A 25,122-nucleotide genomic window follows, 5' to 3' on the forward strand; every position below is an offset into this window, starting at 1 on the left:
GCCCTAGTCCGGAATGAGATCGGCATAGGCGAAACCGTCGCGCATCACGGTTTCGCCGACCCGGACCGGGATCGGGGCCGAGAAGATCGGCCCCGCCGAGACCGCGGTGTGGAACTCGCCGTTCTCGCCGCAGGGATCGACGCCTTCGGGCAGATCGGCCAGCAGGCTTTCATCGAATCGACGGCCCGCGAAGCTCGGGTCGAGTTGGTTCGGATCGACGGTGACCAGATGCGTCTCGAAACCCGCCGCGATCATTTCGCGCGCAAGCCGGTCGGTGGGGCGTTTCCACAGGGGGAAAAGTGCCGCGACCCCGAGCGGTTTCAGCTTCTCGATCCGGTAGTCGCGCACGTCCTCGAGAAACAGGTCGCCGAAGACCATCGTATCGACGCCGAGCGCCTTCACCCGGTCCATCGCGCCCGCCATCCGCGCCTCGTAATCGTCGTTCGAGCAGGGCCAGGGCAGCGGGACCTCGATCAGCGGCAAGCCTGCGGCCCTGGCCTGGGCGCGCAGGAGCTGGTTGCGCGTGCCATGCATCGCGACCCGGTCGAAGGCCTCGTTGGTCGTCGACAGCAGCGCCACGATATCGGCCAGCCCTTCGCTGCGGCAGACATGCAGTGCCATCGCGCAATCCTTGCCCGAGGACCAGCTCAGGACCGCCTTCGGCGCCATCAGGGCTTCCAGCCGAGGAAGTTCGCGATCAGCCGCAGCCCGACCGCCTGCGATTTCTCGGGGTGGAACTGGGTGCCCACCACATTGTCGCGCCCGACGATCGCGGTGATCTCGCCGCCGTAATCGACATGGGCGAGTCGATGTTCGCGCTCGGCCACGTTGAAGTGGTAGCTATGCACGAAATAGGCATGATCACCGGTCGCGATGCCGTCGAGCACCGGGTGCGGATGGTCGATCACCAGATCGTTCCAGCCCATATGCGGCACTTTCAGCGCCGGGTCCGACGGCTCGATCTTCACCACCTCGCCGGGGATCCAGCCGAAACCTTCGGTCTCCTCGAATTCGAGCCCGCGCGTGGCCAGCATCTGCATCCCGATGCAGATCCCGAGGAAGGGGCGGCCCTTGACGGTCACCGCCTCCTCGATCGCCTGGGCGAGTCCCTGAAAGCGGTAGAGAGCGGCGCGGCAGGAGGGATAGGCCCCGTCGCCCGGCAGCACGATCCGGTCGGCGCGGACAACGACATCGGGCTCCGAGGTCACGACGATCGTGCCGTGCCCGGTCTCGTTGGCCATGCGCTGGAAGGCTTTCTCGGCCGAGTGCAGGTTGCCGCTATCGTAATCGACAAGCGCGGTGAGCATCAAAGCGCCCCTTTCGTCGAGGGCAGCACGTCGCCCATGCGCGGATCGGTCTCGACCGCCATGCGCAGCGCGCGCGCGACCGATTTGAATGCGGCCTCGGCGATGTGGTGGCTGTTGAACCCGTGCACGCGGTCGATATGCAGCGTGATCCCGCCATTGGTGGCGAGCGCCTGGAAGAACTCGCGCACCAGTTCGGTGTCGAACGTGCCGATCTTCGGCGTGGGCATGTCGCAATTCCACACGAAGAAGGGGCGCGCCGAGAGGTCGAGCGCGCAGGACACCTGCGTGTCGTCCATCGCCAGCGCGAAATGGCCGTAGCGCCGGATGCCGCGCTTGTCGCCGAGCGCCTTCACTAGCGCCTGACCGAGCGCGATCCCGGTATCCTCGACCGTGTGGTGGTCGTCGATATGCAGATCGCCCTCGGCGCGGATCGTCATGTCGATCAGCGAATGCCGCGCCAGCTGGTCGAGCATGTGGTCGAAGAAGCCCACGCCGGTCTTGTTGTCATACTGACCGGTGCCATCGAGATTGATCTCGACGGTGATGTCGGTCTCGGCGGTCTTGCGGCTGATCGTGGCCTTGCGCATCGCTCGCGCCTCCTTGATTTTCACCGCCTTATAGGCCGGGGCAGGGGGCACGCTCAAGCCGGTCGGTCGGAATCGGGCGCGGCTGCGACGGAAAAGACAAAAGCCTCCCCGAAGGGAGGCTTGTTGTAATGGAGCGGGCGAGGCGATTCGAACGCCCGACCCTAACCTTGGCAAGGTTATGCTCTACCCCTGAGCTACGCCCGCATCCTTGGGTATATGGCCGAACTGGAGCGGGCGAGGCGATTCGAACGCCCGACCCTAACCTTGGCAAGGTTATGCTCTACCCCTGAGCTACGCCCGCATGCCCGGTTCGGTGGAGGCGGATTTAGGGGATAGCGCCGTGGGCTGCAAGAGGAAATTTCACCGCGAGCGGAAATTTCCTGCGCGGCGCGGGTGGCATGGGCGAGGGGGCGCTGCCTCCGTCGCCGCATGGCGACAATTATCGGTGTAAGAGGGGGCGCTGCCCCCGCTGGCGTGCCGCCAGCCCCCCGGGATATTTGGATCAAGAGGAAGGAGCCGGAAATGCGAAACGCGCGCCGGGCGAGGGCCGCGGCGCGCGTCGGGTTGAGGTCGGCTGCCGATCACTCCAGCTCGATCAGCAGGTCCTTGGCGTCGATCTGGGCGCCCGGCGTCACGTGAAGCGCCTTCACCGTCGCTTCGCGATCGGCGTGGATGCCGGTCTCCATCTTCATCGCCTCGATGGTCAGGAGCATGTCGCCCGGCTTCACCTTCTGCCCCGCCGAGACCGCGATCGAGGCGACCGAGCCCGGCATCGGCGCGCCGACATGGTTCGGGTTGGCCGGGTCGGCCTTGGGCTTGGCGGCCGTCGTCGCCTTGACCGCGCGGTTCGGCACGCGCACGGCGCGGGGCTGGCCGTTGAGCTCGAAATAGACCTTCACCTCGCCCAATTCGTCGGTATCGCCCTGGGTGAGATAGCGGATCTCGAGCGTCTTGCCGGGGTCGATCTCGGCCGAGATCTCGTCTTGCGGCTCCATCCCGTAGAAGAAGACCTTGGTGGGCAGCGTGCGCACCGGACCATAGGCCTCGTGCCGGGTCGCGTAATCGGTGAAGACCTTGGGATACATCAGGTAGCCCGCGAGGTCCTCGTTGTCGATTTCCACGCCGCCGAGCTGCTCGGACAGATCCTTGCGGGTCTTTTCCAGATCGACGGGGGGCAGATGCTTGCCCGGGCGCACGGTCGAGGGCGTGTCGCCCTTGAGCACCTTCTTCGCGATCGCCTCGGGCCAGCCGCCGGGCGGTTGGCCGAGATTGCCGCGCATCATGTCGACGACCGAATCGGGGAAGGAGACATCCTTGTTCGGATCCAGCACGTCTTGCTTGCTCAGGCCCTGCGCGACCATCATCAGCGCCATGTCACCCACGACTTTCGAGGACGGCGTGACCTTCACGATATCGCCGAAGATCTGGTTCGCATCGGCATAGGCCTGCGCCACCTCGTGCCAGCGTTCCTCCAGCCCCAGTGAGCGCGCCTGCGCCTTGAGGTTGGTGAACTGCCCGCCCGGCATCTCGTGCAGATAGACCTCGGAGGCCGGGGCCTCGAGACCGCTCTCGAAGGCCGCATATTGATGGCGCACCGCCTCCCAGTAGTTCGACACCGCGCGGATCGCGCCGATATCGAGCCCGGTTTCGCGATCGGTATGGGCCAGCGCCTCGACGATCGAGCCGAGGCAGGGCTGCGAGGTGCCGCCCGAGAAGGCGTCCATCGCCGCATCAACCGCATCGACCCCGGCATCGGCCGCGGCCAGCACGGTCGCGCCCGCGATGCCCGAGGTGTCATGGGTGTGGAAATGGACCGGGATGCCGATCTCGTCCTTCAGGGCCGCGATCAGCTTGCGCGCGGCGGCGGGCTTGAGAAGACCAGCCATGTCCTTGAGGCCGAGCACATGGGCGCCCGCGGCCTCCAGTTCCTTGGCCATGCCGACATAGTAGTTCAGATCGTATTTTGCGCGGTCGGGATCGAGGATGTCGCCGGTGTAGCAGATCGTGCCCTCGCAGATCTTGCCGCTCTCGATCACGGCATCCATCGCGACGCGCATGTTCTCGACCCAGTTCAGGCTGTCGAAGACGCGGAACACGTCGACGCCGGTCTCGGCGGCCTGCTTCACGAAGAACTGCACCACGTTGTCGGGATAGTTCGTGTAGCCCACGCCGTTCGAGGCGCGCAGCAGCATCTGGGTGAGGATGTTGGGCATGTGGCTGCGGATGTCGCGCAGGCGCTGCCAGGGGCATTCCTGCAAGAACCGGTAGGCCACATCGAAGGTCGCCCCGCCCCAGCACTCGACCGAGAACAGATCGCCGAGGTTGGAGGCGTAGACCGGCGCGGCCTCGATCATGTCGATCGAGCGCATCCGGGTCGCCAGCAGCGACTGGTGGCCGTCGCGCATCGTCGTGTCGGTCAGCAGCAGCTTGGTCTGGGCGAGCATCCAGTCGGCCACGCCCTTCGCGCCCTTCTCCTCGAGCAGCTGGCGCGTGCCCGGCTTGGGCTCGCCCTTCAGGTCGGGCAGGCGCGGCGGCTTGGCCTCGGCATGGGGCTTCGGCCGGCCCGCGGTCTCGGGGTGACCGTTCACGGTGATATCCGCGATATAGGTCAGGATCTTGGTGCCCCGGTCGCGACGCTGCTTGAAGTCGAACAGATCGGGTGTCGTGTCGATGAATTTCGTCGTGTAGCTCATGTCCAGGAAGGTCGGATGCTTGAGCAGGTTGATGACGAAATCGATATTGGTGCTGACGCCGCGGATCCGGAATTCGCGCAGCGCGCGGTCCATCCGGCGGATCGCCTGATCGGGATCCTGCGCCCAGGCAGTGACCTTGACCAGGAGCGAGTCGTAATAGCGGGTGATGACGCCGCCCGCATAGGCGGTGCCGCCATCCAGCCGGATGCCGTTGCCGGTGGCCGAGCGATAGGCGGTCAGGCGGCCGTAATCGGGGATGAAGTTGTTCTGCGGGTCCTCGGTCGTGACCCGGCATTGCAGCGCGTGGCCCGAGAGGGTGACGTCCTCCTGCGCGGCCGTGCGGGTGGCCTCGGCCAGAGTCGCGCCCTCGGCGATCCGGATCTGGGCCTGCACGATGTCGATGCCGGTGACCTCCTCGGTCACGGTATGCTCCACCTGCACGCGCGGGTTCACCTCGATGAAGTAGAACTTGTCGGTTTCCATATCCATCAGGAATTCGACGGTGCCCGCGTTCTGATAGCCGACCGCGCGGCCGATCCGCAGCGCGAGATCGCAGACCTCCTGGCGCTGCTCTTCGGAGAGATACGGGGCAGGGGCGCGCTCGACGACCTTCTGGTTGCGGCGCTGAACGGTGCAGTCGCGCTCGTAGAGGTGGTAGAGATTGCCATGGGTGTCGCCCAGCAGCTGCACCTCGACATGGCGCGCGCGGGTGATCATCTTTTCCAGGTAGCCCTCGCCATTGCCGAAGGCGGCCTCGGCCTCGCGGCGGCCTTCGCGGACCTTCTCGATCAGTTCCTCGGGGCCGAGGATCGGGCGCATGCCGCGCCCGCCGCCGCCCCAGCTCGCCTTGAGCATCAGCGGGTAGCCGATCTCGGCGGCCTCTTTCTTGATCGCGTCGAAATCCTCGCCCAGCACGTCGGTTGCCGGGATCACCGGCACGCCGGCCTTGATCGCGACCTTGCGGGCCGAGGCCTTGTCGCCAAGCGCGCGCATCGTCTCGGCCTTGGGGCCGATGAAGGTGATGCCGGCCTTGGCGCAGGCTTCCACGAATTCGGGGTTTTCCGAGAGCAGCCCGTAGCCCGGATGGATCGCATCTGCGCCCGATTCCTTCGCCACGCGGATGATTTCGGGGATCGAGAGATAGGCGCCGACGGGGCTCAGGCCCTCGCCGATGCGATAGGCTTCGTCCGCCTTGAAACGGTGCAGGCCGAGCTTGTCTTCCTCGGCGTAGACGGCGACGGTTTTCTTGCCCAGCTCGTTGGCGGCGCGCATCACCCGGATCGCAATCTCGCCGCGGTTGGCCACAAGAATCTTGTTGAACATGCGTTCGCTCCCCCTACGTCAGATCGGCGCAAACCTAGCGTTGCCGCGCCGCAGCGCAAGGGTATTTTGCGAAACCGAGCAAATTTACTGACCAATCCTAGAGGGTTTGCAAACCTTCTCGCGGCTATTGACTAGGGCCGAGCGCTGGGCAAGGTGGGGCGCATGATCGATCTGCGCCCGGTTGGATATATCATCGGAATGCTGACATCCGTGCTGGGGCTGACGATGCTGATCCCGGCGGCGGTCGATCTGGGTTATGAACGGGCCCATTGGAAGGTTTTCGTCGAGAGCGCGATCCTCACGACGACGGCGGGCGGGTTGCTCGCCCTTGCCTCGCGCGACGCGCTGCGGCGCACGCTCTCGATCCAGCAAAGCTTCATCCTCACCACGCTGGTCTGGATCACGCTGCCCTTCTTCGGGGCGCTTCCCTTCATGCTGGGCGTGCCGCATCTGAGCCTCACCGACGCCTATTTCGAGGCGATGTCGGGCCTGACGACGACCGGCACCACGGCGATCCCGAAACTCGACGGGCTGCCGCCGGGGGTGAACCTGTGGCGCGGCATCCTGCAATGGCTCGGCGGCCTGGGGATCATCATCGTCGCGATGATTTTTCTGCCGGTGATGAAGGTCGGCGGGATGCAGTTCTTCCGCTCGGAAGGGTTCGACACGCTGGGCAAGATCCTGCCGCGCGCGATGGATATCTCGAGCGCGCTGATCCGGATCTATGTCGGGCTGACCCTCGCCTGCATGGCCACCTATATGGCGCTCGGGATGAAGGGCTTCGATGCGGTGATGCACGCGCTGACCACGCTCAGCACCGGGGGGTTCTCGAATTACGATGCGAGCTTCGCGACCTACAAGGGCGCGCCGGAATATGCCGCCTCGATCTTCATGGCGCTCGCGGCGATGCCCTTCATCCGCTTCGTGCAGGTGATGCGCGGCGATGTGGTGCCGCTCTGGCGCGACCCGCAGGTGCGCGCCTTCCTGCGCTGGATGGGCTATGCGGTGGCGGTGATCGTGATCTACCGGATGGTGCGCCACGAGGCGGCGTTCTGGCCGACGCTGCGCGAGGTGACCTTCAACGTGGTCTCGACCTTCACCGGCACGGGCTACGCCTCGGAGGACATCACGCAATGGGGGCACCTGGCCTTCACCGTGCTGATCATCTCGGGGCTCATTGGGGGCTGCACCTCCTCGACCGCCTGTTCGGTCAAGGTGTTCCGCTACCTGATCCTGCTCGAGGCGATCAAGACGCAGATCCAGCGGCTCTATTCGCCCCATCGCCTGCTCAAGGTCCATTACGACCGGCGGCCCGTCGAAGACAGCGTCGTGAACTCGGTGATGGCCTTCTTCTCGCTCTTCATCCTCAGCTATGGCGTGCTGATCATCGCGCTCACCTTCACCGGGCTCGAGACCGAGACCGCGATGACCGCCGCCTGGACCTCGATCGCCAATATCGGCCCCGCCTGGGGGCCCGAGATCACCGCGAACGGCTCGGTCGCGGATTTCCCGGCCTCGGCGAAATGGCTGATGAGCGGCGCGATGTGTCTCGGCCGGCTCGAACTGATGAGCGTGCTCGTGCTGCTCCTGCCGCGCTTCTGGCGGAGCTGATCACTTCCAGCAGGTGACCTGGACCACCATCCCGCGGGCGAGTTTCTGCAGCTCCTCCGGCGCGCGCGGAATCGCGAGGCCGGATGCCTCGGGCGCGAAACCCTTCGCGGCGAGATCGGGGGTCATCGCACCGGCCTGCAATGCGACCGTGAGCCCCTTGGGCAGAACGCGGCTGTCATCGCCCGGGACCGGCAGCAACATGCCCACTACCGCGCCCGACCCATCGAGCACCGGTCCGCCGACATCGCCCTTGCGGGTCTGCGCCTCGAGCCGCGCCTGGCCGGTTTCGCCGCCGAGGCCCTTGAGCGCGGTAAGCGTGCCGAAATTGAGAACCGGCGCGGGCAGGGCTTCGGGGTAGGAGAAGCCCGCCACCGCGATCTGGCTCCCGGCCTGCGGCTCATCGGGGCGGAATTTCGCGACCTGTTTCGGGGAGAGCTGATCGCGCGGCGTGAGCACGGCGAAGCCCGCATCGGTCGCGTCGACGCTGAGATCCGCGGGATGATCGTCGACCGTGACCCGGCCGCATTCCGACAGGCCCGCGCCCGCCGTCAGGACATGGCCCTGCGCGTCGATATAGAAGCCCGAGCGCGCGAAGACCGGCGCGCGTTTCTCGATCCCGGCCATCAGCGCGGCGCGGCTCACCGACATCGGCTGGCCGAGCGTGCTGTCGAGCGTGGTCGTGCCAACGGGGCGGAAGCTCGACTTCATCGCCTCGAGAACGCGGGACATGCGGGCATCGTCGCCGACGGGCCAGACGAGGGTGAAGCCCTTGATCAGCCCTTTCGAGAGCGTCGCCTGGGTGAAGGAATGGACCTTCGCGTTCTGCCCCTCGATGGTGAAGCTATCGCCGCGCAGGCTGCGGTCTCCGTCGAGCGGGACGACCTCGAGCGTCTGCATCGCGTCGTAGAGGCCGCGCAGGCGCGCCTGATCGCCGGGTTGCGAGATCAGCAGCACCTGCACGCCGCTGCCGTCCTTGGGCGCATAGGTCACGAAAGGCGGGTTGTAGCGGGCGAACTGCACCAGCCCGAGCGGCAGCTCGATCGAGATCCCGGCCTCCTTTTCCTCGACCGGTTGCAGTCCGAGCGCGGCGCGCTGCGTGGCCACCGTGTCCATGAGCTTCATCTGCTGCGCCGAGGAGAGCACGCCGGTCGGCTCGAAGCCGTTCTTCATCTGCCAGTCCGCGATCGAGGAACGGGTGCCCGCCCCGAAGATCCCGTCGATCGCGCCCGCATACTGGCCTTCCCATTCAAGCGCGCTCTGGATGTCCATCCGCTCCGAACGGGTGAGATTCGCCTCGCGGCGGCGCGACTCGGCCAGTGTCTCGACCTGCGTCACGGCCTGCGGGTCCGGCTGTGCCTCCGGGGCAGGGGTGTCGGCCTGCGGCAGATCCTGCACCTGGACCGTTCCCTGATCGGGGGGCGTGGGCAGGTCGGTCGCGGGGGGCGTGCCGGGCGGGGTCACCCCGCCGAAGCTCGCGCCGACGGGCCAGAACTGCTGGCCGTAATTGCCGCCGTCCGAGATGTAGCTGTCACGCTGGATCAGGCCTTCGCGGCGCAGCACCTGACGGCGGTCATTCGCGCTCTGATCGTCGGCGAAGGGCCCGAGGGCGATCGCATACCAGCCGGTCGCCATCCGGAAGCCCGCGACGTCGGGAAACATCCCCGCCCAGTCGCGCGCCCGGGCCTCGGCCTGGGCCAGCGAGGGTTTCGCTTCGATCTGGAGCCACGATTCCGCCCAGGCGCTGCCGGTCCAGACCATGCCGGTCAGGGTGGCGCCAACGATGATCGAAACCGTGCGGGAAACTGCGCTCATGCCTCATGCCCTTTTTGCAATGCATTTTTATTTACCGCGACCTTAGCGGAACTGCGCCTGCCGTCACCCCCTTGCAAGTGGGTTTCGCCCGGGAAAATCGGGGATGTGGGGTGCGGGTCGCAGATCGTGGGGGCTTCCCCCCGTGCTGGGCGTTGACGCTCGCGCCCCCCTTGCCTAGAGAGAAGGCGCTTTGAGAGAGGTGCGAGACATGGCCAAACCCGACGCTCCCAAGTCGTTTCAGGAGATCATCCTGCGGCTCATGACCTATTGGGCCTCGAAGGGATGCGCGGTGCTGCAACCCTATGACATGGAGGTCGGGGCGGGGACGTTCCACCCGGCCACGACCCTGCGCGCTCTGGGCGAGAAGCCCTGGGCCGCCGCCTATGTCCAGCCCTCGCGCCGTCCGACCGACGGCCGCTATGGCGAGAACCCGAACCGCTTGCAGCACTATTACCAGTATCAGGTGCTCATCAAGCCGAGCCCGCCCGATCTGCAGGAACTCTATCTCGGCTCGCTCGAGGCGATCGGGGTGGATCTCGACCTGCACGACATCCGCTTCGTCGAGGACGATTGGGAAAGCCCGACGCTCGGCGCATGGGGCCTGGGCTGGGAAGTCTGGTGCGATGGCATGGAAGTCAGCCAGTTCACCTATTTCCAGCAGGTCGGCGGCCATGATTGCAAACCGGTCTCGGGCGAGCTGACCTACGGGCTCGAGCGCCTCGCGATGTATGTGCTGGGCATCGACCATGTGATGGAGATGCCCTTCAACGATCCCGCCGCGCCGATCGCGCTGAGCTATGGCGACGTGTTCCGCCAGACCGAGCAGGAATATTCGCGCTGGAACTTCGATCAGGCCGAGACCGACATGCTGCTGCGCCATTTCGAGGATGCCGAGGCCGAATGCGAACGCATCCTCGCCGCGCCCGCGACCGACGATGCGGGCCGCCAGATCATCATGGCGCATCCGGCCTATGACCAGTGCATCAAGGCCAGCCACCTGTTCAACCTGCTCGACGCGCGGGGCGTGATCTCGGTCACCGAACGTCAGGCCTATATCGGCCGCGTGCGCGCGCTCGCGAAGAAATGCGCCGACGCCTTCGTGCAGACCGAAGCGGGCGGGGCGGCAGCGTGAAGGGAAAGCTGATCGGAGGCGGCATCGTTGCGATCGCGCTCGTCTTCGGCGCGGTCGTCTACTACACGCAGGAATACTACTATTACGAGCCGGTCCCGGCCGATGCGCCCGCCGCCGCGATCACGCTGACCGAGCAGGACGGCGCCACGCGCGACCGGCTCGCGATCTCGGGCTTCGAGGGGATCGACGCGTCGAGCTCCCCGTTGCGCTACCGGGCCTGTTTCCACACCGATCTGACCCCCGATCAGGCGACGGCGCGCTATCAGCCCTACCCGGACCCGACGCCCCTGATCGGGCCGAAATGGTTCGAGTGCTACGACGCGAAGACGATCGGCACCGATCTCGAACAGGGACGCGCCACCGCCTTCCTGTCGCATCATGACATCCACCCCGGCGTCGATCGCGTGGTGGCCCTTTATCCCGATGGCCGGGCCTATGTCTGGCACCAACTGAATGACGAAGCGGAGAAGTGAGATGCCCGATCTTCTGATTGAACTGTTCTCCGAAGAAATCCCTGCGCGGATGCAGCCCAAGGCCCGCGAGGATCTGAAGAAGCTGATCACCGACGGGGTGGTCGAGGCGGGGCTGACCTATGCCTCCGCCGGGGCCTTCTCGACCCCGCGCCGCCTCGTCCTGACCGTCGAGGGGCTGACCGCCAACTCGCCCACCCTGCGCGAGGAACGCAAGGGCCCGCGCACCGACGCGCCCGAAAAGGCGATCGAGGGCTTCCTGCGCTCGACCGGGCTGAGCAAGGACCAGCTCGAGATCCGCGACGACAAGAAGGGCCAGGTCTATTTCGCCGTGGTCGAGAAGGCGGGCCGTCCCGCCACCGAGATCGTGGCCGAGGTGCTCGAACATGCGATCCGCAACTTCCCCTGGCCGAAATCGATGCGCTGGGGTGCGGGCTCGTTGCGCTGGGTGCGCCCGCTGCATTCGATCCTCGCGATTCTCTCGGACGAGGCGGGCGCCACCGTCGTCCCGCTCGAGGTCGACGGGATCAAGGCCGGCGACACCACGCGCGGCCACCGCTTCATGGCCCCCGAGGTGATCCGGGTCGCGGGTTTCGAAAGCTACGCCAAGCAGCTCAAGGCGGCCAAGGTGATGCTCGACCCGGCCGAGCGCGAGGCCGCGATCTGGCACGATGCCGAGCAGATGGCCTTCGCCAAGGGCTGGGAAGTGGTGCCGGACAAAGGCCTCCTGGCCGAGGTGGCGGGGCTTGTCGAATGGCCGGTGACGCTGATGGGCGAGATCGGCGCCGAATTCCTCGACCTGCCCCCCGAGGTGCTGCAGACCTCGATGAAGGAGCACCAGAAATTCTTCTCGGTGAAGAACCCGAAAACCGGCCGGATCGAGGGCTTCGTCACCGTCGCCAACCGCGAGACCGCCGATCACGGCGCGACGATCCTCGCGGGCAACCAGAAGGTGCTCTCGGCGCGGCTGTCGGACGCGAAATTCTTCTGGGAGAACGACCTGCGCGCGGTGAAGGCGCATGGGCTCGAGGGCATGGCCCGCGGGCTCGACGCGGTGACCTTCCATAACCGGCTCGGCAGCCAGGGCGACCGGATCCGCCGGATCGCGGCGCTGGCGCGCGAGATCGCGCCCCGCGTCGGTGCCAGACCCGGCCTCGCCGCCGAGGCCGCCCGCGTCGCCAAGGCCGATCTGCGCTCGGAAATGGTCTACGAATTCCCCGAGCTGCAAGGGGTGATGGGCCGCTACTACGCCCAGGCCGCGGAGCTCGACCCGGACGTGGCCGATGCCTGCCGCGACCATTACGCCCCGCTCGGCCCCTCGGATGACGTGCCCACCGAGCCGGTCTCGGTCGCGGTGGCGCTGGCCGACAAGCTCGACACGCTGACCGGCTTCTGGGCGATCGACGAGAAGCCCACCGGCTCGAAGGATCCCTTCGCGCTGCGCCGCGCGGCACTCGGGGTGATCCGGCTGGTCCTGACCAACGCGACGCGCTGCAATCTCGACCGCTTCATCGACGCGCAGCTCGTGCGGCACAAGGTCAACCTCACCCAGGAGGAGCTGGACGAGGACCAGATCGAGCAGTTCGAGGCGCTTCTGCACGAGATCGCCGATCACGGCGTCTTCGGCAGCGCCTTCAACGCGCTCAAGGCGCGCTTCCATGTCGACAGCCACGCCGCGATGGAGCGCGTGGTCGGCGGCGTGCCGGATATCTCGGATGATCTGCTCTCCTTCTTCCACGAGCGCCTCAAGGTGCACCTCAAGGGCGAGGGCATCCGTCATGACGTGATCGACGCCGTGCTCGCGATGCCCGGCTCCGACGATCTCACCCTCGTCGTTAAACGCGCCGAGGCGCTGTCGGACTTCCTCAAGACCGAGGATGGCGAGAACCTGATCCAGGGCTTCAAGCGCGCGAACAACATCCTCACCCAGGCCGAGGAGAAGGACGGGGTCGAATACAGTTTCGGCGCCGATGCCAAATTCGCCGAGAGCGAAGAGGAGAAAGCCCTCTTCGCCGCCCTCGACGCGGCCGAGGAGACGATCTCCCCGGCGATGGAGGCCGAGGATTTCGCCGCCGCCATGTCCGCGATGGCGCGCCTGCGCGCCCCGATCGACGCCTTCTTCGAGGCGGTCCAGATCAATTCCGACAACGAGGTGATCCGCCGCAACCGCCTCAACCTGCTCTCGCGCATCCGCCAGATCTGCCTCGACGTGGCGGACCTGACGAAGATCGAGGGCTGATCCTTCCTCTTGAGGAAAATATCCCCGCCGGAGGCTCCTCCCGTCCCCGCCTCTCTCCGGGGGCGGGGCGATGCGCGGGGGTGACGCCGCGTTCTTGGCGGAAAGGACAGCCTTGCGAGTGCCGGGAATCAGCCTATTCTGCGAAAGATGAATAGGCATGCCGCAATGCAGAAACCCGTTGAAATTTCAGAGTTTGTGACGCTGACGCCGACGGCGCGGGTTGAAAAGCCGCGCCATGGCTGGCGTGCGAAATGCCTGCAGCGGCTGATCCGACTCGACCTGCCGGTGCCGAAGACCGTCGCTCTGCCGGTGGAAACGGTGCGCGCGATCGCGGCAGGGCAGGTCTTCGACGCGCAGGCGCTCGCGGCCGAGTTCGGCCCCGAGATGCTGGTTTCGGTGCGCCCGAGCCCGGAAAATCCCGAATGGGGCGGGCCGGGGACCGTGCTCAATGTGGGCATGAATGACGAGATGCACGCGATCTTGTCGAATACCCACGGATCGGAGGCGGCCGACGCGCTCTATCTGCGCTTCGTGCAGGGCTACGCGCTCCATGTGGCGCGGCTCGACCCCGACATGTTCCAGCAGGAGCCGGGCCCGGGCGCGCTCGAGGCCGCGCTCGATGCCTATGAGGAAGAGACCGACGAGCGGTTCCCGCAATCGGGCGCCCAGCAGCTGGCCGAGGTGCTGCGCTCGATGGCGCGGGCCTGGGAAGGCACGACCGCCCGTCTGTTGCGCCAGGCCAAGGGCGCGCCGCCCGATGCGGTGCTGGGGCTTCTGGTGCAGGAGATGGTGCTGGGGATCGGGCCGGGGCTCTCGGGATCGGGGACGATGCAGTTCATCGACAGCGTCACCGGCGCGCCGCAGATCACCGGACGGTTCCGCGGCCAGAGCCAGGGCCGGACCGCGGCGGTCGAGACGCTCTATCTCACCCAGGATCCGCGCGGGGCCTCGCTCGAGGAGGCCGATGCGGAGGTCTTCGACGAGCTCAGGAGCTATGGTGCGATCTGCCGCGAACGGCTGCGCGAGGAGATGCAGATCGAGTTCACCATCGAGAGCGGCAAGGTCCATCTGATCGACGCCGTGCGCACGCCGCGTTCGGCGCGCGCGGCGGTGCGCGTCGCGGTCGCGCTGGCCGAAGACGGGGTGATCTCGCGCGAGGATGCGCTCTTGCGCGTCGAGCCGCGCGCGATCACCGAGCTTCTGCACTACCAGGTCGACCCGCGCGCGCCGCGCGATGTGCTCGCCCGCGGCATCGCCGCCTCTCCGGGCGCGGCCACCGGCAAGATCGTGTTCTCGGCCGCCGCCGCCCAGGCCTCGGCCGCACGCGACGAGCCCTGCATCCTGGTGCGCCGCGAGACCTCGCCCGAGGATATCCGCGGCATGCATGCCGCCGTCGCGGTGCTGACCGGGCGCGGCGGGATGACCAGCCATGCCGCGGTGATCGCGCGCGGCCTCGGGCTGCCCTGTATCGTCGGCGCGGAGATCGAGATCCAGAGCCGCGAGCGCCAGTTCCGCGGCCCGCGCGGGCGCATCTTCCGCGAAGGCGACATCGTCACGCTCGACGGTACCAATGGCGAGATCCTCGTGGGTGCGGCCGAGATGCTGGCGCCGGCGCTCGATGACGGGTTCCGTACCCTGCTGCAGTGGGCCGATCTGGTGCGCGATATCGGCATCCGCGCCAATGCCGACACCCCCGATGACGCGCGCACCGCGCTGATGTTCGAGGCGGACGGGATCGGGCTGTGCCGGACCGAGCACATGTTCTTCGACGAGGATCGCCTGACGGTGATGCGCGAGATGATCTTCGCCGATAGTCCCGAGGACCGGCGCGCGGCGCTCGAGCGGCTGCTGCCGATGCAGCGGGCCGATTTCCTGACCCTGTTCGAGCTGATGAAGGGGCAGCCGGTCTGTATCCGCCTCTTCGACCCGCCGCTCCACGAATTCCTGCCCCACGACCGCGAGGGGATGCGCGAACTCGCCGAGGCGCTCGACCGTCCGCTTTCGGAGGTGACGCGCCGCGTCGCGGCGCTGTCGGAATTCAACCCGATGCTCGGGATGCGCGGGGTGCGCCTTGGCGTGACCGTGCCGGAGATCTACGACATGCAGGCGCGGGCGATCTTCGAGGCGACGGTGGAGGCGGCGCGGCGCGGCGCCGAGGTCGTGCCCGAGATCATGATCCCGCTCGTCTCGGCCTCGCGCGAGGTCGAGATCGTGAAGACCCGCGTCGATGCGGTCGCCGCCGCGGTGCGCAACGAGACCAAGTCCGATTTCACCTACCGGCTCGGCGTGATGGTCGAGACGCCGCGCGCGGCGCTGCGCGCGGGCGAAATCGCCGAACATGCGGCTTTCCTCTCCTTCGGCACGAACGACCTCACGCAGATGACCTACGGGCTCTCACGCGACGATGCGGGGCGCTTCATGTCCACCTATGTGAACCAGCAGGTCTATAGCGAGGATCCGTTCCACATTCTCGATGTCGAGGGGGTGGGCGAGCTTCTCCTGATCGGCGCGGGGCGCGGGCGCTCGGCGCGGCCCGACGTGACGATCTCGGTCTGCGGCGAACATGGCGGCAATCCCGAATCAATCGCGTTTTGCCGCGCCGCGGGCTTCGATTACGTCTCGTGCTCGCCCTTCCGGGTTCCCGTCGCGCGCCTCGCAGCCGCGCATTACGCGCTCCTTGCTCCGCGCCGCGGTTCGGGAGCGTAGACGGAAAGCCACAGCGGCGCGATTCTTAGGATTTTTTCCAAATATGGTTGGCAAATCTCCGCGCGGTGCGTTATCGCCACCATGAGGGACATAGCACGCGTTTTCCCGTGCATTTCGGCGTGAAACCGCCGTGAGCCTGACGGGCTTGCGGGCGTTTCTGGACTCCTAGGCATCTTTCGGCTATTGGCATCGCGGTCGCGGCTCTTGGGGGGGCGCGGCGATTGTCCTTATCGGAAGATAAACATGTCAGTGCTGAAAAGCTGGACGGGGGGCGCGATCGTCCTCCTGGCCCTGGCCGGAGGCTTGCGTGCCGAAGTAACGGTAAGCCAGTCGAACGACCCTACGGAGGTTGCCGAGCAGGGTCTGATGACGGTTCTGTGGCAGGAGCGCTCCGCGATGAGCGCGATCGACAAGCGTCGTGTGACCGCGCTCACCATGGCGCCCGCCCGGTCCAAGAAAGTCGCCAATAAATCCGTGCTGCCGACGGTCCTGTCGGCCAAATGGTTGGCCGAGCAGCCCGCCGCCAAGGGTGGCGAGCAGTTCCAATGCCTGTCGCAGGCGCTTTACTTCGAAGCGCGCGGCGAGGGCGTGAAGGGCCAGCAGGCGGTGGCGGAAGTGATCCTCAACCGCGTCGACGATCCCCGTTTCCCGGGCTCGATCTGCGGTGTGGTCCATCAGTCGAGCAGCCGCGGCTGCCAGTTCAGCTGGTATTGCGACGGCAAGCCCGAGCATGTCGGCAACAAGGCGGTCTATGCGCGGGTGGCCAAGGTCGCGCGCGCGATGATGGACGGAGCGCCCCGCAGCCTTACCGACGGCGCCACCTACTTCCATACGCATTACGTGCATCCGCGCTGGTCGCGCCGCTTCGAGAAGACCGCCTCGATCGGGCGCCACGTCTTCTACGCGGATCCGGTGCGCACCGCCTCGAACTGAGGTCGCCGGGCGGCGGCGAAATGACGCTTGAGGGTGGGCTTCGGTCCGCCCTTTTTCTATGCTCGACATGACCCAAGAATTCCCGAGGCGCGCATGAGTTCCGACATCTCCCTGGCGTTTTCCCATCCCGAGGCGCGGGCGGAGGCCTCCGCGCCCGCCGATCCGCGCGACCGGATCTCCCTGCGCGACCATGTCGTGGAGGCCGAGATCGGCGCTTTCCAGCAGGAGCGCGGCCATACGCAGCGTCTGCAATTCAACGTGGTGGTCGAGGTGCGCCCCGCGCCCGAGCCGCTCGAGGACGATGTCGACCGCATCCTGTCCTACGACAAGATCACCGAGGCGATCGCCGCCGAGCTGGCCGAAGAGCGGGTGAACCTGCTCGAGACGCTCGCCGCGAAGGTGGCCGAGCGCGTCCTGGCCGCGCCGCAGGCGATGCGGGTCTTCGTGCGCATCGAGAAGCTCGACCGCGGCCCCGGCGCGCTCGGGGTCGAGATCGTGCGCTCGCGTGCCTCCGCTCCGGTGAAGGCGACGGATGCGAGCGGGGCCGAGGAAAGCCTGCACCCGGTCGTCGCCTATCTCTCCAATGCCGCGATCGAGGCGCCCGATCTCTCGGCCCGGCTCGATCGCCTGCAGGAGACCGGCGCGCCGGTGATCCTCGCCGTGGGGCTGCCCGAAGGCCCGGTTCCCGAAAGCGGGCAGGGGCCCACGCAGCGCCGCATCGACCTGCTCGCGATCGAGCAGAATGCCTGGCGGCTCGCCGCGAAGGACCGCCGCTGCGTCGTCGTCGCCACCCGCACCGAGATCGACTGGGCGATGCGCCACGGCCAGATGGTGGTCTGGGCGCCGTCGAAAATCGTGCTCGACGCGACCGACGGCCCGAAAAGCCCCGCGCGCGACGCGGTGGCGCTCGCGCTGTGGCTGGCCGAGCAGATGGCCGCGCGCCGGCTCGAACTTCACGGGGATGTTTCAGCTCCGGCGGGAAGCCGCGTGCCGGTGGAGCCCAGGCCGCTCTGATCCGCTTGAAACGGCCGGGTTTTTGGGGTGAATGGGGCGCATGGAGAAGATCTATTACCGCCCCATCGCCCGCAGCGACGATGCCCGCCCCGACACCGCCCTCACGCTGGCCGGCGGCTGGTGCTGGTTCGACGAGGTCGAACTGATCCGCCGCGACGGCCCGTCCGAGATCATTCCCGCCGCGCATCTGCCCGAGGAGATGCATGAGCGCCTCACCGGTTCGCGCGCGCCGCTTGCGGGGCTCGCGATGGATGCGCCGCGGATCATGGGGATTCTCAACATCACCCCCGACAGTTTCTCCGATGGCGGCCGCTTCGATGTCGAGGAGGCCGCGATTGCCCATGCGCTCGAGCTGCGCGCGGCGGGGGCCGACATTCTCGATATCGGCGGCGAGTCGACCCGCCCGGGCGCGCTCGAAGTGCCCGAGGACGAGGAGATCGCCCGCACCGCGCCGGTGATCGCCACGCTGGTCGAGGACGGGTTCGACGCGCCGATCTCGATCGACACCCGCAAGTCTCTGGTGGCCGATCAGGCGCTCGAGGCGGGGGCCGCGATGCTCAACGACGTGTCGGCGATGGAATTCGACCCGGCGATGGTCGAGGTCGCCGCGATCTCCGGCGCGCCGATCTGCCTGATGCATGCGCAGGGCCTGCCCGAGACGATGCAGGACGATCCGGACTACACGGACGTTCTGCTCGACGTCTACGACTATCTCGAGGACCGGATCGCGCTGGCCGAGGCGCATGGCGTCGCGCGCGCCTCCGTCATCGCCGATCCGGGCATCGGCTTCGGCAAGACGATCCAGCACAATCTCGCGCTGATCCGCGGCCTGAGCCTGTTCCACGCGCTCGGCTGCCCGATCCTGCTGGGCGCCTCGCGCAAGCGGTTCATCGGCACGATCGGCGCGGCCGAAGAGGCCGATCGCCGGATGCCGGGCACGCTCGCCGTCACGCTCGCGGGGCTCGAGCAGGGCGTTCAGATCCACCGCGTCCACGATGTCGCGGAAATCGCGCAGGGCCTGCGCCTGTGGAGCGCGATCAAGAAAGGGTACGAGGAATGAGCAGGAAACTCTTTGGCACCGATGGCGTGCGCGGCGAGGCGAATTCCGGCCACATGACCGCCGAGATGGCGCTCAAGCTCGGCGCGGCGGCGGGGCGCTATTTCCGTCAGGACGATTCGCGCGGACATCGGGTGGTGATCGGCAAGGACACGCGGCTCTCGGGCTACATGTTCGAGAACGCGCTGACCGCGGGGCTGACCTCGACGGGGATGAACGTGCTGCTGCTCGGGCCGGTACCGACGCCCGCGGTGGGCTATCTCACCCGCTCGATGCGCGCCGATCTGGGGATCATGATCTCGGCCAGCCACAACCCGGCCAAGGATAATGGCATCAAGTTCTTCGGCCCCGACGGGTTCAAGCTGTCGGACGATGCCGAGGCCGAGATCGAGGCGCTGCTCGATGGCGAGATCCGCCTCGCCAAGCCCGAGAATATCGGCAATGCGAAGCGCATCGACGACGGGCTGGGGCGCTATGTCGAATATGCCAAGACCACCTTCCCGAAACTGTGGAAACCCGAGCTGAAGGTCGTGGTCGACTGCGCCAATGGCGCGGCCTATCGTGCGGCGCCCGCGGTGTTGTGGGAGCTCGGCTGCGAGGTGATCCCGGTCGGCGTCTCGCCCAACGGGCGCAACATCAACGACCGCTGCGGCTCGACCCATACCCAGACCTGCGCCGAGGCGGTGGTCGCGCATGGCGCCGATCTCGGGATCTCGCTCGACGGCGACGCGGACCGGGTGATGATCATCGACGAGACCGGGCAGGTCGCGGATGGCGATCAGATCATGGCGCTCTTCGCGGCCCGCTGGGCCGAAAGCGGTCAACTCAGGGGCGGCGCGCTGGTCGCGACCGTGATGTCCAATCTCGGGCTCGAGCGGTTCCTCGAAGGGCGCGGGCTGCGGCTCGAGCGCACCAAGGTCGGCGACCGCTACGTGGTCGAGCGGATGCGCGAGGGCGGCTTCAACCTGGGCGGCGAGCAATCGGGCCATATCGTGATGACCGATTACGCGACCACCGGCGACGGGCTGATGGCGGGGCTGCAATTCCTCGCCGCGATGGCCGAGACCGGCAAGCGCGCCTCGGAACTGGTGTGCCAGTTCGAAACCGTGCCGCAGATGCTCAAGAACGTGCGCTACGGCGCGGGGCAGGAGCCGCTGAGCGCACCCGGTGTCACCAAGGCGATCGCGGCGGCCGAGGCGCGCCTGTCGGGGCAGGGCCGCCTGCTGATCCGCAAATCGGGGACCGAGCCGCTGATCCGGGTGATGGCGGAATGCGAGGACGAGGCGGTCCTGGCCGAGACCGTCGACGGGATCGTCGCCGCGGTCGAGGCCGAGACCGTGTAAGGGGGCGCTGCCCCCTCGGGCCCCGGGCCCTCACCCCCGGGGTATTTCGCTCTAGGTGAAGATCAGGTCTGGACGAGCCCGAGACCGATCCAGATCAGCAGCGTCGCCTCGAAGATCGTCCAGGCGATCCCGATCCGGGCCCAGCCTTTGGGGCCGGACGCGCGGCGCACGCTGCGAAACAGCCCGCTGAGCACCGCGATGCGATAGATCCCGGCCAGGATCGCGGTGCCGCCGAAGAGCGGTCCGAGATGGCCGGGCGCGATCTTCGCGGTAAAGAGCGCGATCAGTACCAGAAGCGGAACGACCAGCATTGCAGGCCCGTAATTGCCCGCCCAGAACGTGTCGCCCGGGCTGAGGCGGCCCGCGAAGAGATCGGCGAACCAGCGCGGGGTGAAGAATTTCGCGCGCTCCGCCTGGATCGCGTCGAATTCGTCTTGCGGCATGTCCTGCATGGGGCCTCCTGAGCTTTGCTGCGACCTTTTCAGGAAATGCGCCCCCGGGCAAGCGGGTGCGCCAATCGGGCGGAGGGCGGCCGCGCACGCCTCGCTCAAGACAATGTAAATGAACCGGAGGCCGCGCGCGCGGGTTGAGGTGACGGAGGAGAAGAGGAGAGCTCGAGAAGAGGAGGTCTCGCAATGAATGGCTCAACCGTATTTCCGATTTCACATTTCTGGCCGGTGGCGATCGGGTTCCTGGCGCTGTCGATCAACTATTTCGTGCAAGGCGGCGCCGCGGTCGCACACGGGCCGCGATGGTCGGGCGACGAGGTGAAATGGGGGCGCACCCTCGGGCTCTGGGGGATCTTCCTCGGCGGGGTCGGGCAGCTCGTCACCGGCATCTACCTGATGGTCGGCCTGACCTGGTTTCCGGTCTTCGACAACGCCGCGCCGCTCTACATGGCCGCGGTCGCCTTCTCGATCTACGGCATCCACTGGATCGTGATCGGCGCGCGGCGGTTTCTGGGGGCCGATAGCGGGCCCGAGGCCTGGATGGCGATCCCGCTCTTCGGGCTCAGCGCGCTCGGGATGATCTCGTTCTTCGGCAATGGCGACACGCCCGTGGGGATCCTGTTCATCGGGCTGGTGCTGATCTATGTCGCCGAGATCTACACCCGCTGGACCAATAGCGAGAGCGGCGAGCGCTGGACCGGCTATTTCCAGCTCGCGACCGGGGCGTGGCTGTTCTACCTCGCCTTCGCCGTGACGCTGAACATGGCCAACGGCATGAACTGGTGGGTGTAAGCCCGCGCGCCCCTGGAAAATGAAAAACCCCGGCGCCGAGGCCGGGGTTTTCCTGTTCTTGATAGGGCGCGATCAGTTGCGCGACTTGTCGACCATCTTGCCCTTGGAGATCCAGGGCATCATGGCGCGCAGCTTCTCGCCGACCTGCTCGATCTCGTGCTCGTCATTGATGCGGCGGGTCGCCTTGAAGAAGGGCTGGCCGACCGCGTTTTCCTGCATGAAGTCACGCACGAACTTTCCGGTCTGGATGTCGGTGAGGACGTCCTTCATGCGCTTCTTGGTCTCCTCGTAGGGGAGGATGCGCGGGCCCGAGACATATTCGCCGTATTCGGCGGTGTTCGAGATCGAGTAATTCATGTTCGCGATGCCGCCCTCATAGATCAGGTCGACGATCAGCTTCACTTCGTGGAGGCACTCGAAATAGGCCATTTCCGGCTCGTAACCGGCTTCCACGAGGGTCTCGAAGCCCATGCGGATCAGCTCGACGAGGCCGCCGCAGAGAACCGCTTGCTCGCCGAAGAGGTCGGTTTCGCATTCCTGGCGGAAGTTGGTCTCGATGATTCCCGAGCGGCCGCCGCCGATGGCCGAGCAATAGCTCAGCGCGATGTCCTGGGCCTTGCCGGTCGCGTCATTCTCGACCGCGAAGAGGCAGGGCACGCCGCCGCCCTTGGTGTATTCGCCGCGCACGGTGTGGCCCGGGCCTTTCGGGGCCATCATGATCACGTCGATGCCGGGCTTCGGCTCGATCAGGCCGAAATGCACGTTCAGGCCGTGCGCGAAGGCGATGGCGGAGCCTTCCTTCAGGTTGTCATGGACGTATTTCTTGTAGGTCTCGGCCTGAAGCTCGTCGGGCATGGTGAACATGATCACGTCACACCAGGCAGCCGCTTCGGCGATGCCCATCACCTGAAGGCCTTCGCCTTCGGCTTTCGCTTTCGAGGGCGAGCCGTCGCGCAGCGCAACGACGACGTTCTTCGCACCCGAATCGCGCAGGTTCAGCGCGTGGGCGTGGCCCTGCGAGCCGTAGCCCAGAATGGCGACTTTCTTGTCCTTGATCAGGTTCACATCGCAATCGCGATCGTAATAGACGCGCATGGCGTTCCTCCTTCTTGTCTGGGGTTGAGAATAGCCGTTCTGCCCGAAAGAGCATTTCAGAAGTTGAGGAAAATGCGCGCATGGCGTAAAAATCATTCTTAATACTTTCGTTACTCGAGAAATCCATGCAGATTGACGATACCGACCGCCGGATCCTGCGCCAGATGATGGCCGAACCGGGCCTGCCCACGGCGGAACTGGCAGAGCGCGCGGGCGTGACCACCCCCACCTGCTGGCGGCGGATCGAGCGTCTGCGCGAGGGCGGCGTGATCCGGGGCGAGGAGGCGGTGATCGACTGGCCAGCGCTCGGCTGGGAGGTCGAGGTGAGCTTGCGCTTCACCCTCGACAAGACCAATCCGCGCGCCTTCGACGAGTTCATCGCAGCCGCGCGCGAGGTGCCCGAAGTGCTCGAGATCCAGAGCTTTCTCGGCTCGACCGACATGCGCCTGCAGGTGATCGCCCGCGACATGGCGCATTACCAGGAAATCTATCGCAACCGCATCCTGACCCTGCCGCATATCGCGGAACTCGACGCGCTGATGCTGATCTCGACGATCAAATCCAGCGCGGAGCTGCCGGTATGAGCCTCGATCTCGACGATACCGACCGGGCTATCCTGCGCGCGCTCAGCCGCGATTCGACGCAAAGCGCGGGTGCGCTCGGGCGCAAGCTGGGTCTGTCGCAGCCCGCGACATGGCGCCGAATTCGTCGGCTCGAGGAGGCGGGGGTGATCGCGGGGCGCCGCGTCGTCGTCGATACCGAGGCGCTCGGCTTCGGCGTGACGGTCTTCCTGGGGGTGAAGCTGGCCGCGAAGGGGCGCGTCAGCCTCGAGGATTTCGAGCGCGCCGTGACCGCGATCCCCGAGGTGCAGCTGGTTCAGCACGTCCTTGGCCTCTTCGATTACCGCCTGCGCGTCACCGCGCGCGATCTGGCCGATTTCGAACGCGTGTTGCGGCGTCGGATCATGACGCTGCCCGGGGTGGGGCAGGTCGAGGCGAATGTGCTTCTGAGCGAAGAACGGCGGCCCGGCCCGCTGGGCTGATTCATTTTCAGTTGAAAATTTGGGCGTTCTGCGCGCCAAATGGGCGGGTTGCCCGCTTCGATCTCGCCATGGCGCGTGTTGGGAAGCGGAAGGCATGGACCGTCCCTCCGGTGCGGTCTTGGATCGGGAGGGAGGGACCGATGCTCGACGCCACTATCCAGACCAAGACTGCGCCCAAGATGCAGCGTTCGCGTGGAGCCGCGCGGGCGGGATTCGACGGTGCGCGGCTGGTCGGGCTGCATCAGAGTGGGTCGGCCAAGGCTATCCTGCCCCGCGTCCCGGGCGCGCCCGAAGTGGTTTTTCTCAATACCTCCGGCGGTTTGACCTCGGGCGACCGGCTTTCCTATGAGACGGATCTCACGGGGGGCGCGCGGCTGGTCGCCACGACCCAGGCCGCCGAGCGCGCCTATCGCGCCGATGACGGACGCGCCGAGGTGAGCGTGCATCACAGGGTCGGGGCTGGCTGCCATCTCGACTGGCTGCCGCAGGAGACCATCCTCTTCGATCGCGCCAAGCTTTCGCGCGACACCGTGATCGAGCTTGCCCCCGACGCGTCCTGCCTGATGCTCGAGGCGGTGGTGCTCGGCCGGATCGCGATGGGCGAGCGGGTCCGCGATCTGCAGTTCCTCGACATGCGCCGGATCGAGCGCGTCGGCCGCCCCGTCTTCATCGAACCTTTCGCGCTTGGCTCCGAGCTTCTCGCCAAGGGTGCGCGCGGCGCGATCCTCGGCGAGGCCCGAGCCTTCGCGACGCTGGTGCTCTGCGCACCCGGCGCCGAGGATGCGGTGGACCCGGTGCGCGCGGTGCTCGACGAACCCGGCGTCGAGGGCGCCGCCTCGGGTTTCGACGGGAAATGCGTGATCCGATTGCTGGCGGAGGAGAGCTGGCCGATGCGCCGCCAGATCCTGCGCCTGATGGAAACCTTGCGGCGCGGGCAACAAGCCCCGCGCGTCTGGCAGATCTGAGGAAGAAAGATGAACCTGACACCGAGGGAAAAGGACAAGCTGATGATCAGCCTCGCCGCGATGGTCGCGCGGGGCCGGCTCGAGCGCGGCATGAAGCTCAACCATCCCGAGGCGATCGCGATCATCTCGGATTTCGTGGTCGAGGGCGCGCGCGCGGGCCGTTCGGTCGCCGATCTGATGGAGGCGGGCGCGGGCGTGATCTCGGCCGATCAATGCATGGAGGGGATCCCCGAGATGATCCATTCGATCCAGGTCGAGGCGACCTTCCCCGACGGGACCAAACTCGTCACCGTCCACCATCCGATCCGCTGAGATAAGTTTCGCTAATCCAACCCGCCCTGAAATAAGTTTTGCTTACGTGAGGCCCTCCATGAAGAAACTCGCCGCTCTCGCCACTCTCGCCCCCTCCGCCGCGCTCGCCCATCCCGGCCACGGCGCGGGGACGACGCTGTTCTTCCATGACGGCCCGCTCGTCGCCGTGCTCGTGCTCGCAGCGCTCGCCTATGTCGGGCCCGAGCTGGCCCGCGCCCTGCGCCGCAAAAAGGATTGAAC

General features: G+C 66.7%; 22 protein-coding genes and 2 tRNA genes. 15 read left to right on the forward strand and 9 right to left on the reverse strand.

Features of this window, described 5'->3' with window-relative positions:
* Positions 1–3 precede the first annotated feature (3 nt).
* The 6 genes from DW2_RS14005 to DW2_RS14030 all read right to left on the reverse strand — a co-directional run bounded on the left by DW2_RS14005 (position 4) and on the right by DW2_RS14030 (position 5,910).
* The gene (locus DW2_RS14005; RefSeq protein ID WP_038147619.1) at positions 4–669 is read right to left on the reverse strand and encodes a Dph6-related ATP pyrophosphatase; all 666 of its coding nucleotides are present in this window, start codon (positions 667–669) and stop codon (positions 4–6) included.
* Positions 669–1,307 (reverse strand): imidazole glycerol phosphate synthase subunit HisH, encoded by a 639-nt coding sequence (hisH, locus tag DW2_RS14010; protein ID WP_038147620.1) that lies wholly within the window; start codon positions 1,305–1,307, stop codon positions 669–671. Before hisH ends, DW2_RS14005 begins: the two co-directional genes overlap by 1 nt.
* Positions 1,307–1,894 carry an imidazoleglycerol-phosphate dehydratase HisB gene (gene hisB / locus DW2_RS14015; RefSeq protein ID WP_038147622.1) on the reverse strand — a complete coding sequence of 196 codons (588 nt, stop codon included), beginning with the start codon at positions 1,892–1,894 and terminating at the stop codon, positions 1,307–1,309. Before hisB ends, hisH begins: the two co-directional genes overlap by 1 nt.
* Before the next feature lie 129 nt (positions 1,895–2,023).
* Positions 2,024–2,098, reverse strand: a tRNA-Gly gene (locus tag DW2_RS14020).
* A 22-nt stretch (positions 2,099–2,120) separates the two neighbouring features.
* Positions 2,121–2,195 (reverse strand) — tRNA-Gly (locus DW2_RS14025).
* A 280-nt stretch (positions 2,196–2,475) separates the two neighbouring features.
* A complete protein-coding gene (locus DW2_RS14030) occupies positions 2,476–5,910 on the reverse strand; it encodes a pyruvate carboxylase (protein ID WP_038147624.1) in 3,435 nt (1,144 codons plus the stop codon).
* A 162-nt stretch (positions 5,911–6,072) separates the two neighbouring features.
* On the opposite strand from DW2_RS14030, the gene DW2_RS14035 reads away from it, so the two are divergent.
* Positions 6,073–7,521 (forward strand): TrkH family potassium uptake protein, encoded by a 1,449-nt coding sequence (locus DW2_RS14035; RefSeq protein ID WP_038147625.1) that lies wholly within the window; start codon positions 6,073–6,075, stop codon positions 7,519–7,521.
* Here DW2_RS14035 and DW2_RS14040 read toward each other — a convergent pair whose 3' ends face one another.
* The gene (locus DW2_RS14040; protein WP_038147627.1) at positions 7,522–9,333 is read right to left on the reverse strand and encodes a trypsin-like peptidase domain-containing protein; all 1,812 of its coding nucleotides are present in this window, start codon (positions 9,331–9,333) and stop codon (positions 7,522–7,524) included.
* A gap of 208 nt (positions 9,334–9,541) precedes the next feature.
* Between DW2_RS14040 and DW2_RS14045 the strand changes: the two genes are divergently transcribed.
* The 8 genes from DW2_RS14045 to glmM all read left to right on the forward strand — a co-directional run bounded on the left by DW2_RS14045 (position 9,542) and on the right by glmM (position 20,227).
* Positions 9,542–10,465, forward strand: a complete 924-nt coding sequence (locus tag DW2_RS14045; protein WP_038147629.1) for a glycine--tRNA ligase subunit alpha — start codon at positions 9,542–9,544, stop codon at positions 10,463–10,465.
* Positions 10,462–10,938: a DUF6446 family protein gene (locus DW2_RS14050; protein WP_038147630.1), complete on the forward strand. Its 477-nt coding sequence runs from the start codon at positions 10,462–10,464 to the stop codon at positions 10,936–10,938. Before DW2_RS14045 ends, DW2_RS14050 begins: the two co-directional genes overlap by 4 nt.
* Position 10,939: 1 nt before the next feature.
* On the forward strand, positions 10,940–13,174 hold the full coding sequence (gene glyS, locus DW2_RS14055; protein WP_038147632.1) for a glycine--tRNA ligase subunit beta: 2,235 nt from the start codon (positions 10,940–10,942) through the stop codon (positions 13,172–13,174).
* A 165-nt stretch (positions 13,175–13,339) separates the two neighbouring features.
* Positions 13,340–15,880, forward strand: a complete 2,541-nt coding sequence (locus DW2_RS14060) for a putative PEP-binding protein (RefSeq protein ID WP_038147634.1) — start codon at positions 13,340–13,342, stop codon at positions 15,878–15,880.
* Between the two features lie 243 nt (positions 15,881–16,123).
* Entirely contained in the window at positions 16,124–16,813 is a 690-nt protein-coding gene (locus DW2_RS14065; RefSeq protein ID WP_038147636.1) for a cell wall hydrolase, read from the forward strand.
* Between the two features lie 93 nt (positions 16,814–16,906).
* Entirely contained in the window at positions 16,907–17,827 is a 921-nt protein-coding gene (locus DW2_RS14070; protein WP_038147639.1) for a dihydroneopterin aldolase, read from the forward strand.
* Positions 17,828–17,867: 40 nt separating this feature from the next.
* Positions 17,868–18,887 (forward strand): dihydropteroate synthase, encoded by a 1,020-nt coding sequence (gene folP / locus DW2_RS14075; protein WP_038147641.1) that lies wholly within the window; start codon positions 17,868–17,870, stop codon positions 18,885–18,887.
* On the forward strand, positions 18,884–20,227 hold the full coding sequence (glmM, locus tag DW2_RS14080) for a phosphoglucosamine mutase (RefSeq protein ID WP_038147643.1): 1,344 nt from the start codon (positions 18,884–18,886) through the stop codon (positions 20,225–20,227). The genes folP and glmM overlap by 4 nt, the downstream gene beginning before the upstream one ends.
* 62 nt (positions 20,228–20,289) lie before the next feature.
* On the opposite strand, the gene DW2_RS14085 is transcribed toward glmM, so the two are convergent.
* Positions 20,290–20,679 (reverse strand): hypothetical protein, encoded by a 390-nt coding sequence (locus DW2_RS14085; protein WP_038147645.1) that lies wholly within the window; start codon positions 20,677–20,679, stop codon positions 20,290–20,292.
* 183 nt (positions 20,680–20,862) lie between these two features.
* On the opposite strand from DW2_RS14085, the gene DW2_RS14090 reads away from it, so the two are divergent.
* On the forward strand, positions 20,863–21,468 hold the full coding sequence (locus DW2_RS14090) for a hypothetical protein (protein ID WP_038147648.1): 606 nt from the start codon (positions 20,863–20,865) through the stop codon (positions 21,466–21,468).
* Positions 21,469–21,540: 72 nt separating this feature from the next.
* On the opposite strand, the gene ilvC is transcribed toward DW2_RS14090, so the two are convergent.
* Positions 21,541–22,563: a ketol-acid reductoisomerase gene (gene ilvC / locus DW2_RS14095; protein WP_038147650.1), complete on the reverse strand. Its 1,023-nt coding sequence runs from the start codon at positions 22,561–22,563 to the stop codon at positions 21,541–21,543.
* A 125-nt stretch (positions 22,564–22,688) separates the two neighbouring features.
* Here ilvC and DW2_RS14100 point away from each other — a divergent pair, with 125 nt between their 5' ends.
* The 5 genes from DW2_RS14100 (at position 22,689) to DW2_RS14120 (ending at position 25,120) form a co-directional block, all read left to right on the forward strand.
* The gene (locus tag DW2_RS14100) at positions 22,689–23,147 is read left to right on the forward strand and encodes an Lrp/AsnC family transcriptional regulator (RefSeq protein WP_038147652.1); all 459 of its coding nucleotides are present in this window, start codon (positions 22,689–22,691) and stop codon (positions 23,145–23,147) included.
* On the forward strand, positions 23,144–23,605 hold the full coding sequence (locus tag DW2_RS14105; protein WP_038147653.1) for an Lrp/AsnC family transcriptional regulator: 462 nt from the start codon (positions 23,144–23,146) through the stop codon (positions 23,603–23,605). Before DW2_RS14100 ends, DW2_RS14105 begins: the two co-directional genes overlap by 4 nt.
* A gap of 140 nt (positions 23,606–23,745) precedes the next feature.
* On the forward strand, positions 23,746–24,570 hold the full coding sequence (locus DW2_RS14110) for an urease accessory protein UreD (protein ID WP_051856080.1): 825 nt from the start codon (positions 23,746–23,748) through the stop codon (positions 24,568–24,570).
* A gap of 9 nt (positions 24,571–24,579) precedes the next feature.
* Positions 24,580–24,882 carry an urease subunit gamma gene (locus DW2_RS14115; RefSeq protein ID WP_038147655.1) on the forward strand — a complete coding sequence of 101 codons (303 nt, stop codon included), beginning with the start codon at positions 24,580–24,582 and terminating at the stop codon, positions 24,880–24,882.
* Between the two features lie 58 nt (positions 24,883–24,940).
* Positions 24,941–25,120 (forward strand): hypothetical protein, encoded by a 180-nt coding sequence (locus tag DW2_RS14120; RefSeq protein ID WP_038147657.1) that lies wholly within the window; start codon positions 24,941–24,943, stop codon positions 25,118–25,120.
* Positions 25,121–25,122: the final 2 nt, after the last annotated feature.

The sequence above is a fragment of the Thioclava atlantica genome, assembly GCF_000737065.1.
Classification (GTDB): domain Bacteria; phylum Pseudomonadota; class Alphaproteobacteria; order Rhodobacterales; family Rhodobacteraceae; genus Thioclava; species Thioclava atlantica.

What these genes read in the sequence shown, in the direction of transcription:
- DW2_RS14005 (WP_038147619.1), bottom strand. Translation starts at nt 669, where the DNA reads ATGGCGCCGAAGGCGGTCCTGAGCTGGTCCTCGGGCAAGGATTGCGCG.
- hisH (WP_038147620.1), bottom strand. Translation starts at nt 1,307, where the DNA reads ATGCTCACCGCGCTTGTCGATTACGATAGCGGCAACCTGCACTCGGCC.
- hisB (WP_038147622.1), bottom strand. Translation starts at nt 1,894, where the DNA reads ATGCGCAAGGCCACGATCAGCCGCAAGACCGCCGAGACCGACATCACC.
- DW2_RS14030 (WP_038147624.1), bottom strand. Translation starts at nt 5,910, where the DNA reads ATGTTCAACAAGATTCTTGTGGCCAACCGCGGCGAGATTGCGATCCGG.
- DW2_RS14035 (WP_038147625.1), top strand. Translation starts at nt 6,073, where the DNA reads ATGATCGATCTGCGCCCGGTTGGATATATCATCGGAATGCTGACATCC.
- DW2_RS14040 (WP_038147627.1), bottom strand. Translation starts at nt 9,333, where the DNA reads ATGAGCGCAGTTTCCCGCACGGTTTCGATCATCGTTGGCGCCACCCTG.
- DW2_RS14045 (WP_038147629.1), top strand. Translation starts at nt 9,542, where the DNA reads ATGGCCAAACCCGACGCTCCCAAGTCGTTTCAGGAGATCATCCTGCGG.
- glyS (WP_038147632.1), top strand. Translation starts at nt 10,940, where the DNA reads ATGCCCGATCTTCTGATTGAACTGTTCTCCGAAGAAATCCCTGCGCGG.
- DW2_RS14060 (WP_038147634.1), top strand. Translation starts at nt 13,340, where the DNA reads ATGCAGAAACCCGTTGAAATTTCAGAGTTTGTGACGCTGACGCCGACG.
- DW2_RS14065 (WP_038147636.1), top strand. Translation starts at nt 16,124, where the DNA reads ATGTCAGTGCTGAAAAGCTGGACGGGGGGCGCGATCGTCCTCCTGGCC.
- DW2_RS14070 (WP_038147639.1), top strand. Translation starts at nt 16,907, where the DNA reads ATGAGTTCCGACATCTCCCTGGCGTTTTCCCATCCCGAGGCGCGGGCG.
- folP (WP_038147641.1), top strand. Translation starts at nt 17,868, where the DNA reads ATGGAGAAGATCTATTACCGCCCCATCGCCCGCAGCGACGATGCCCGC.
- glmM (WP_038147643.1), top strand. Translation starts at nt 18,884, where the DNA reads ATGAGCAGGAAACTCTTTGGCACCGATGGCGTGCGCGGCGAGGCGAAT.
- DW2_RS14085 (WP_038147645.1), bottom strand. Translation starts at nt 20,679, where the DNA reads ATGCAGGACATGCCGCAAGACGAATTCGACGCGATCCAGGCGGAGCGC.
- DW2_RS14090 (WP_038147648.1), top strand. Translation starts at nt 20,863, where the DNA reads ATGAATGGCTCAACCGTATTTCCGATTTCACATTTCTGGCCGGTGGCG.
- ilvC (WP_038147650.1), bottom strand. Translation starts at nt 22,563, where the DNA reads ATGCGCGTCTATTACGATCGCGATTGCGATGTGAACCTGATCAAGGAC.
- DW2_RS14100 (WP_038147652.1), top strand. Translation starts at nt 22,689, where the DNA reads ATGCAGATTGACGATACCGACCGCCGGATCCTGCGCCAGATGATGGCC.
- DW2_RS14105 (WP_038147653.1), top strand. Translation starts at nt 23,144, where the DNA reads ATGAGCCTCGATCTCGACGATACCGACCGGGCTATCCTGCGCGCGCTC.
- DW2_RS14110 (WP_051856080.1), top strand. Translation starts at nt 23,746, where the DNA reads ATGCTCGACGCCACTATCCAGACCAAGACTGCGCCCAAGATGCAGCGT.
- DW2_RS14115 (WP_038147655.1), top strand. Translation starts at nt 24,580, where the DNA reads ATGAACCTGACACCGAGGGAAAAGGACAAGCTGATGATCAGCCTCGCC.
- DW2_RS14120 (WP_038147657.1), top strand. Translation starts at nt 24,941, where the DNA reads ATGAAGAAACTCGCCGCTCTCGCCACTCTCGCCCCCTCCGCCGCGCTC.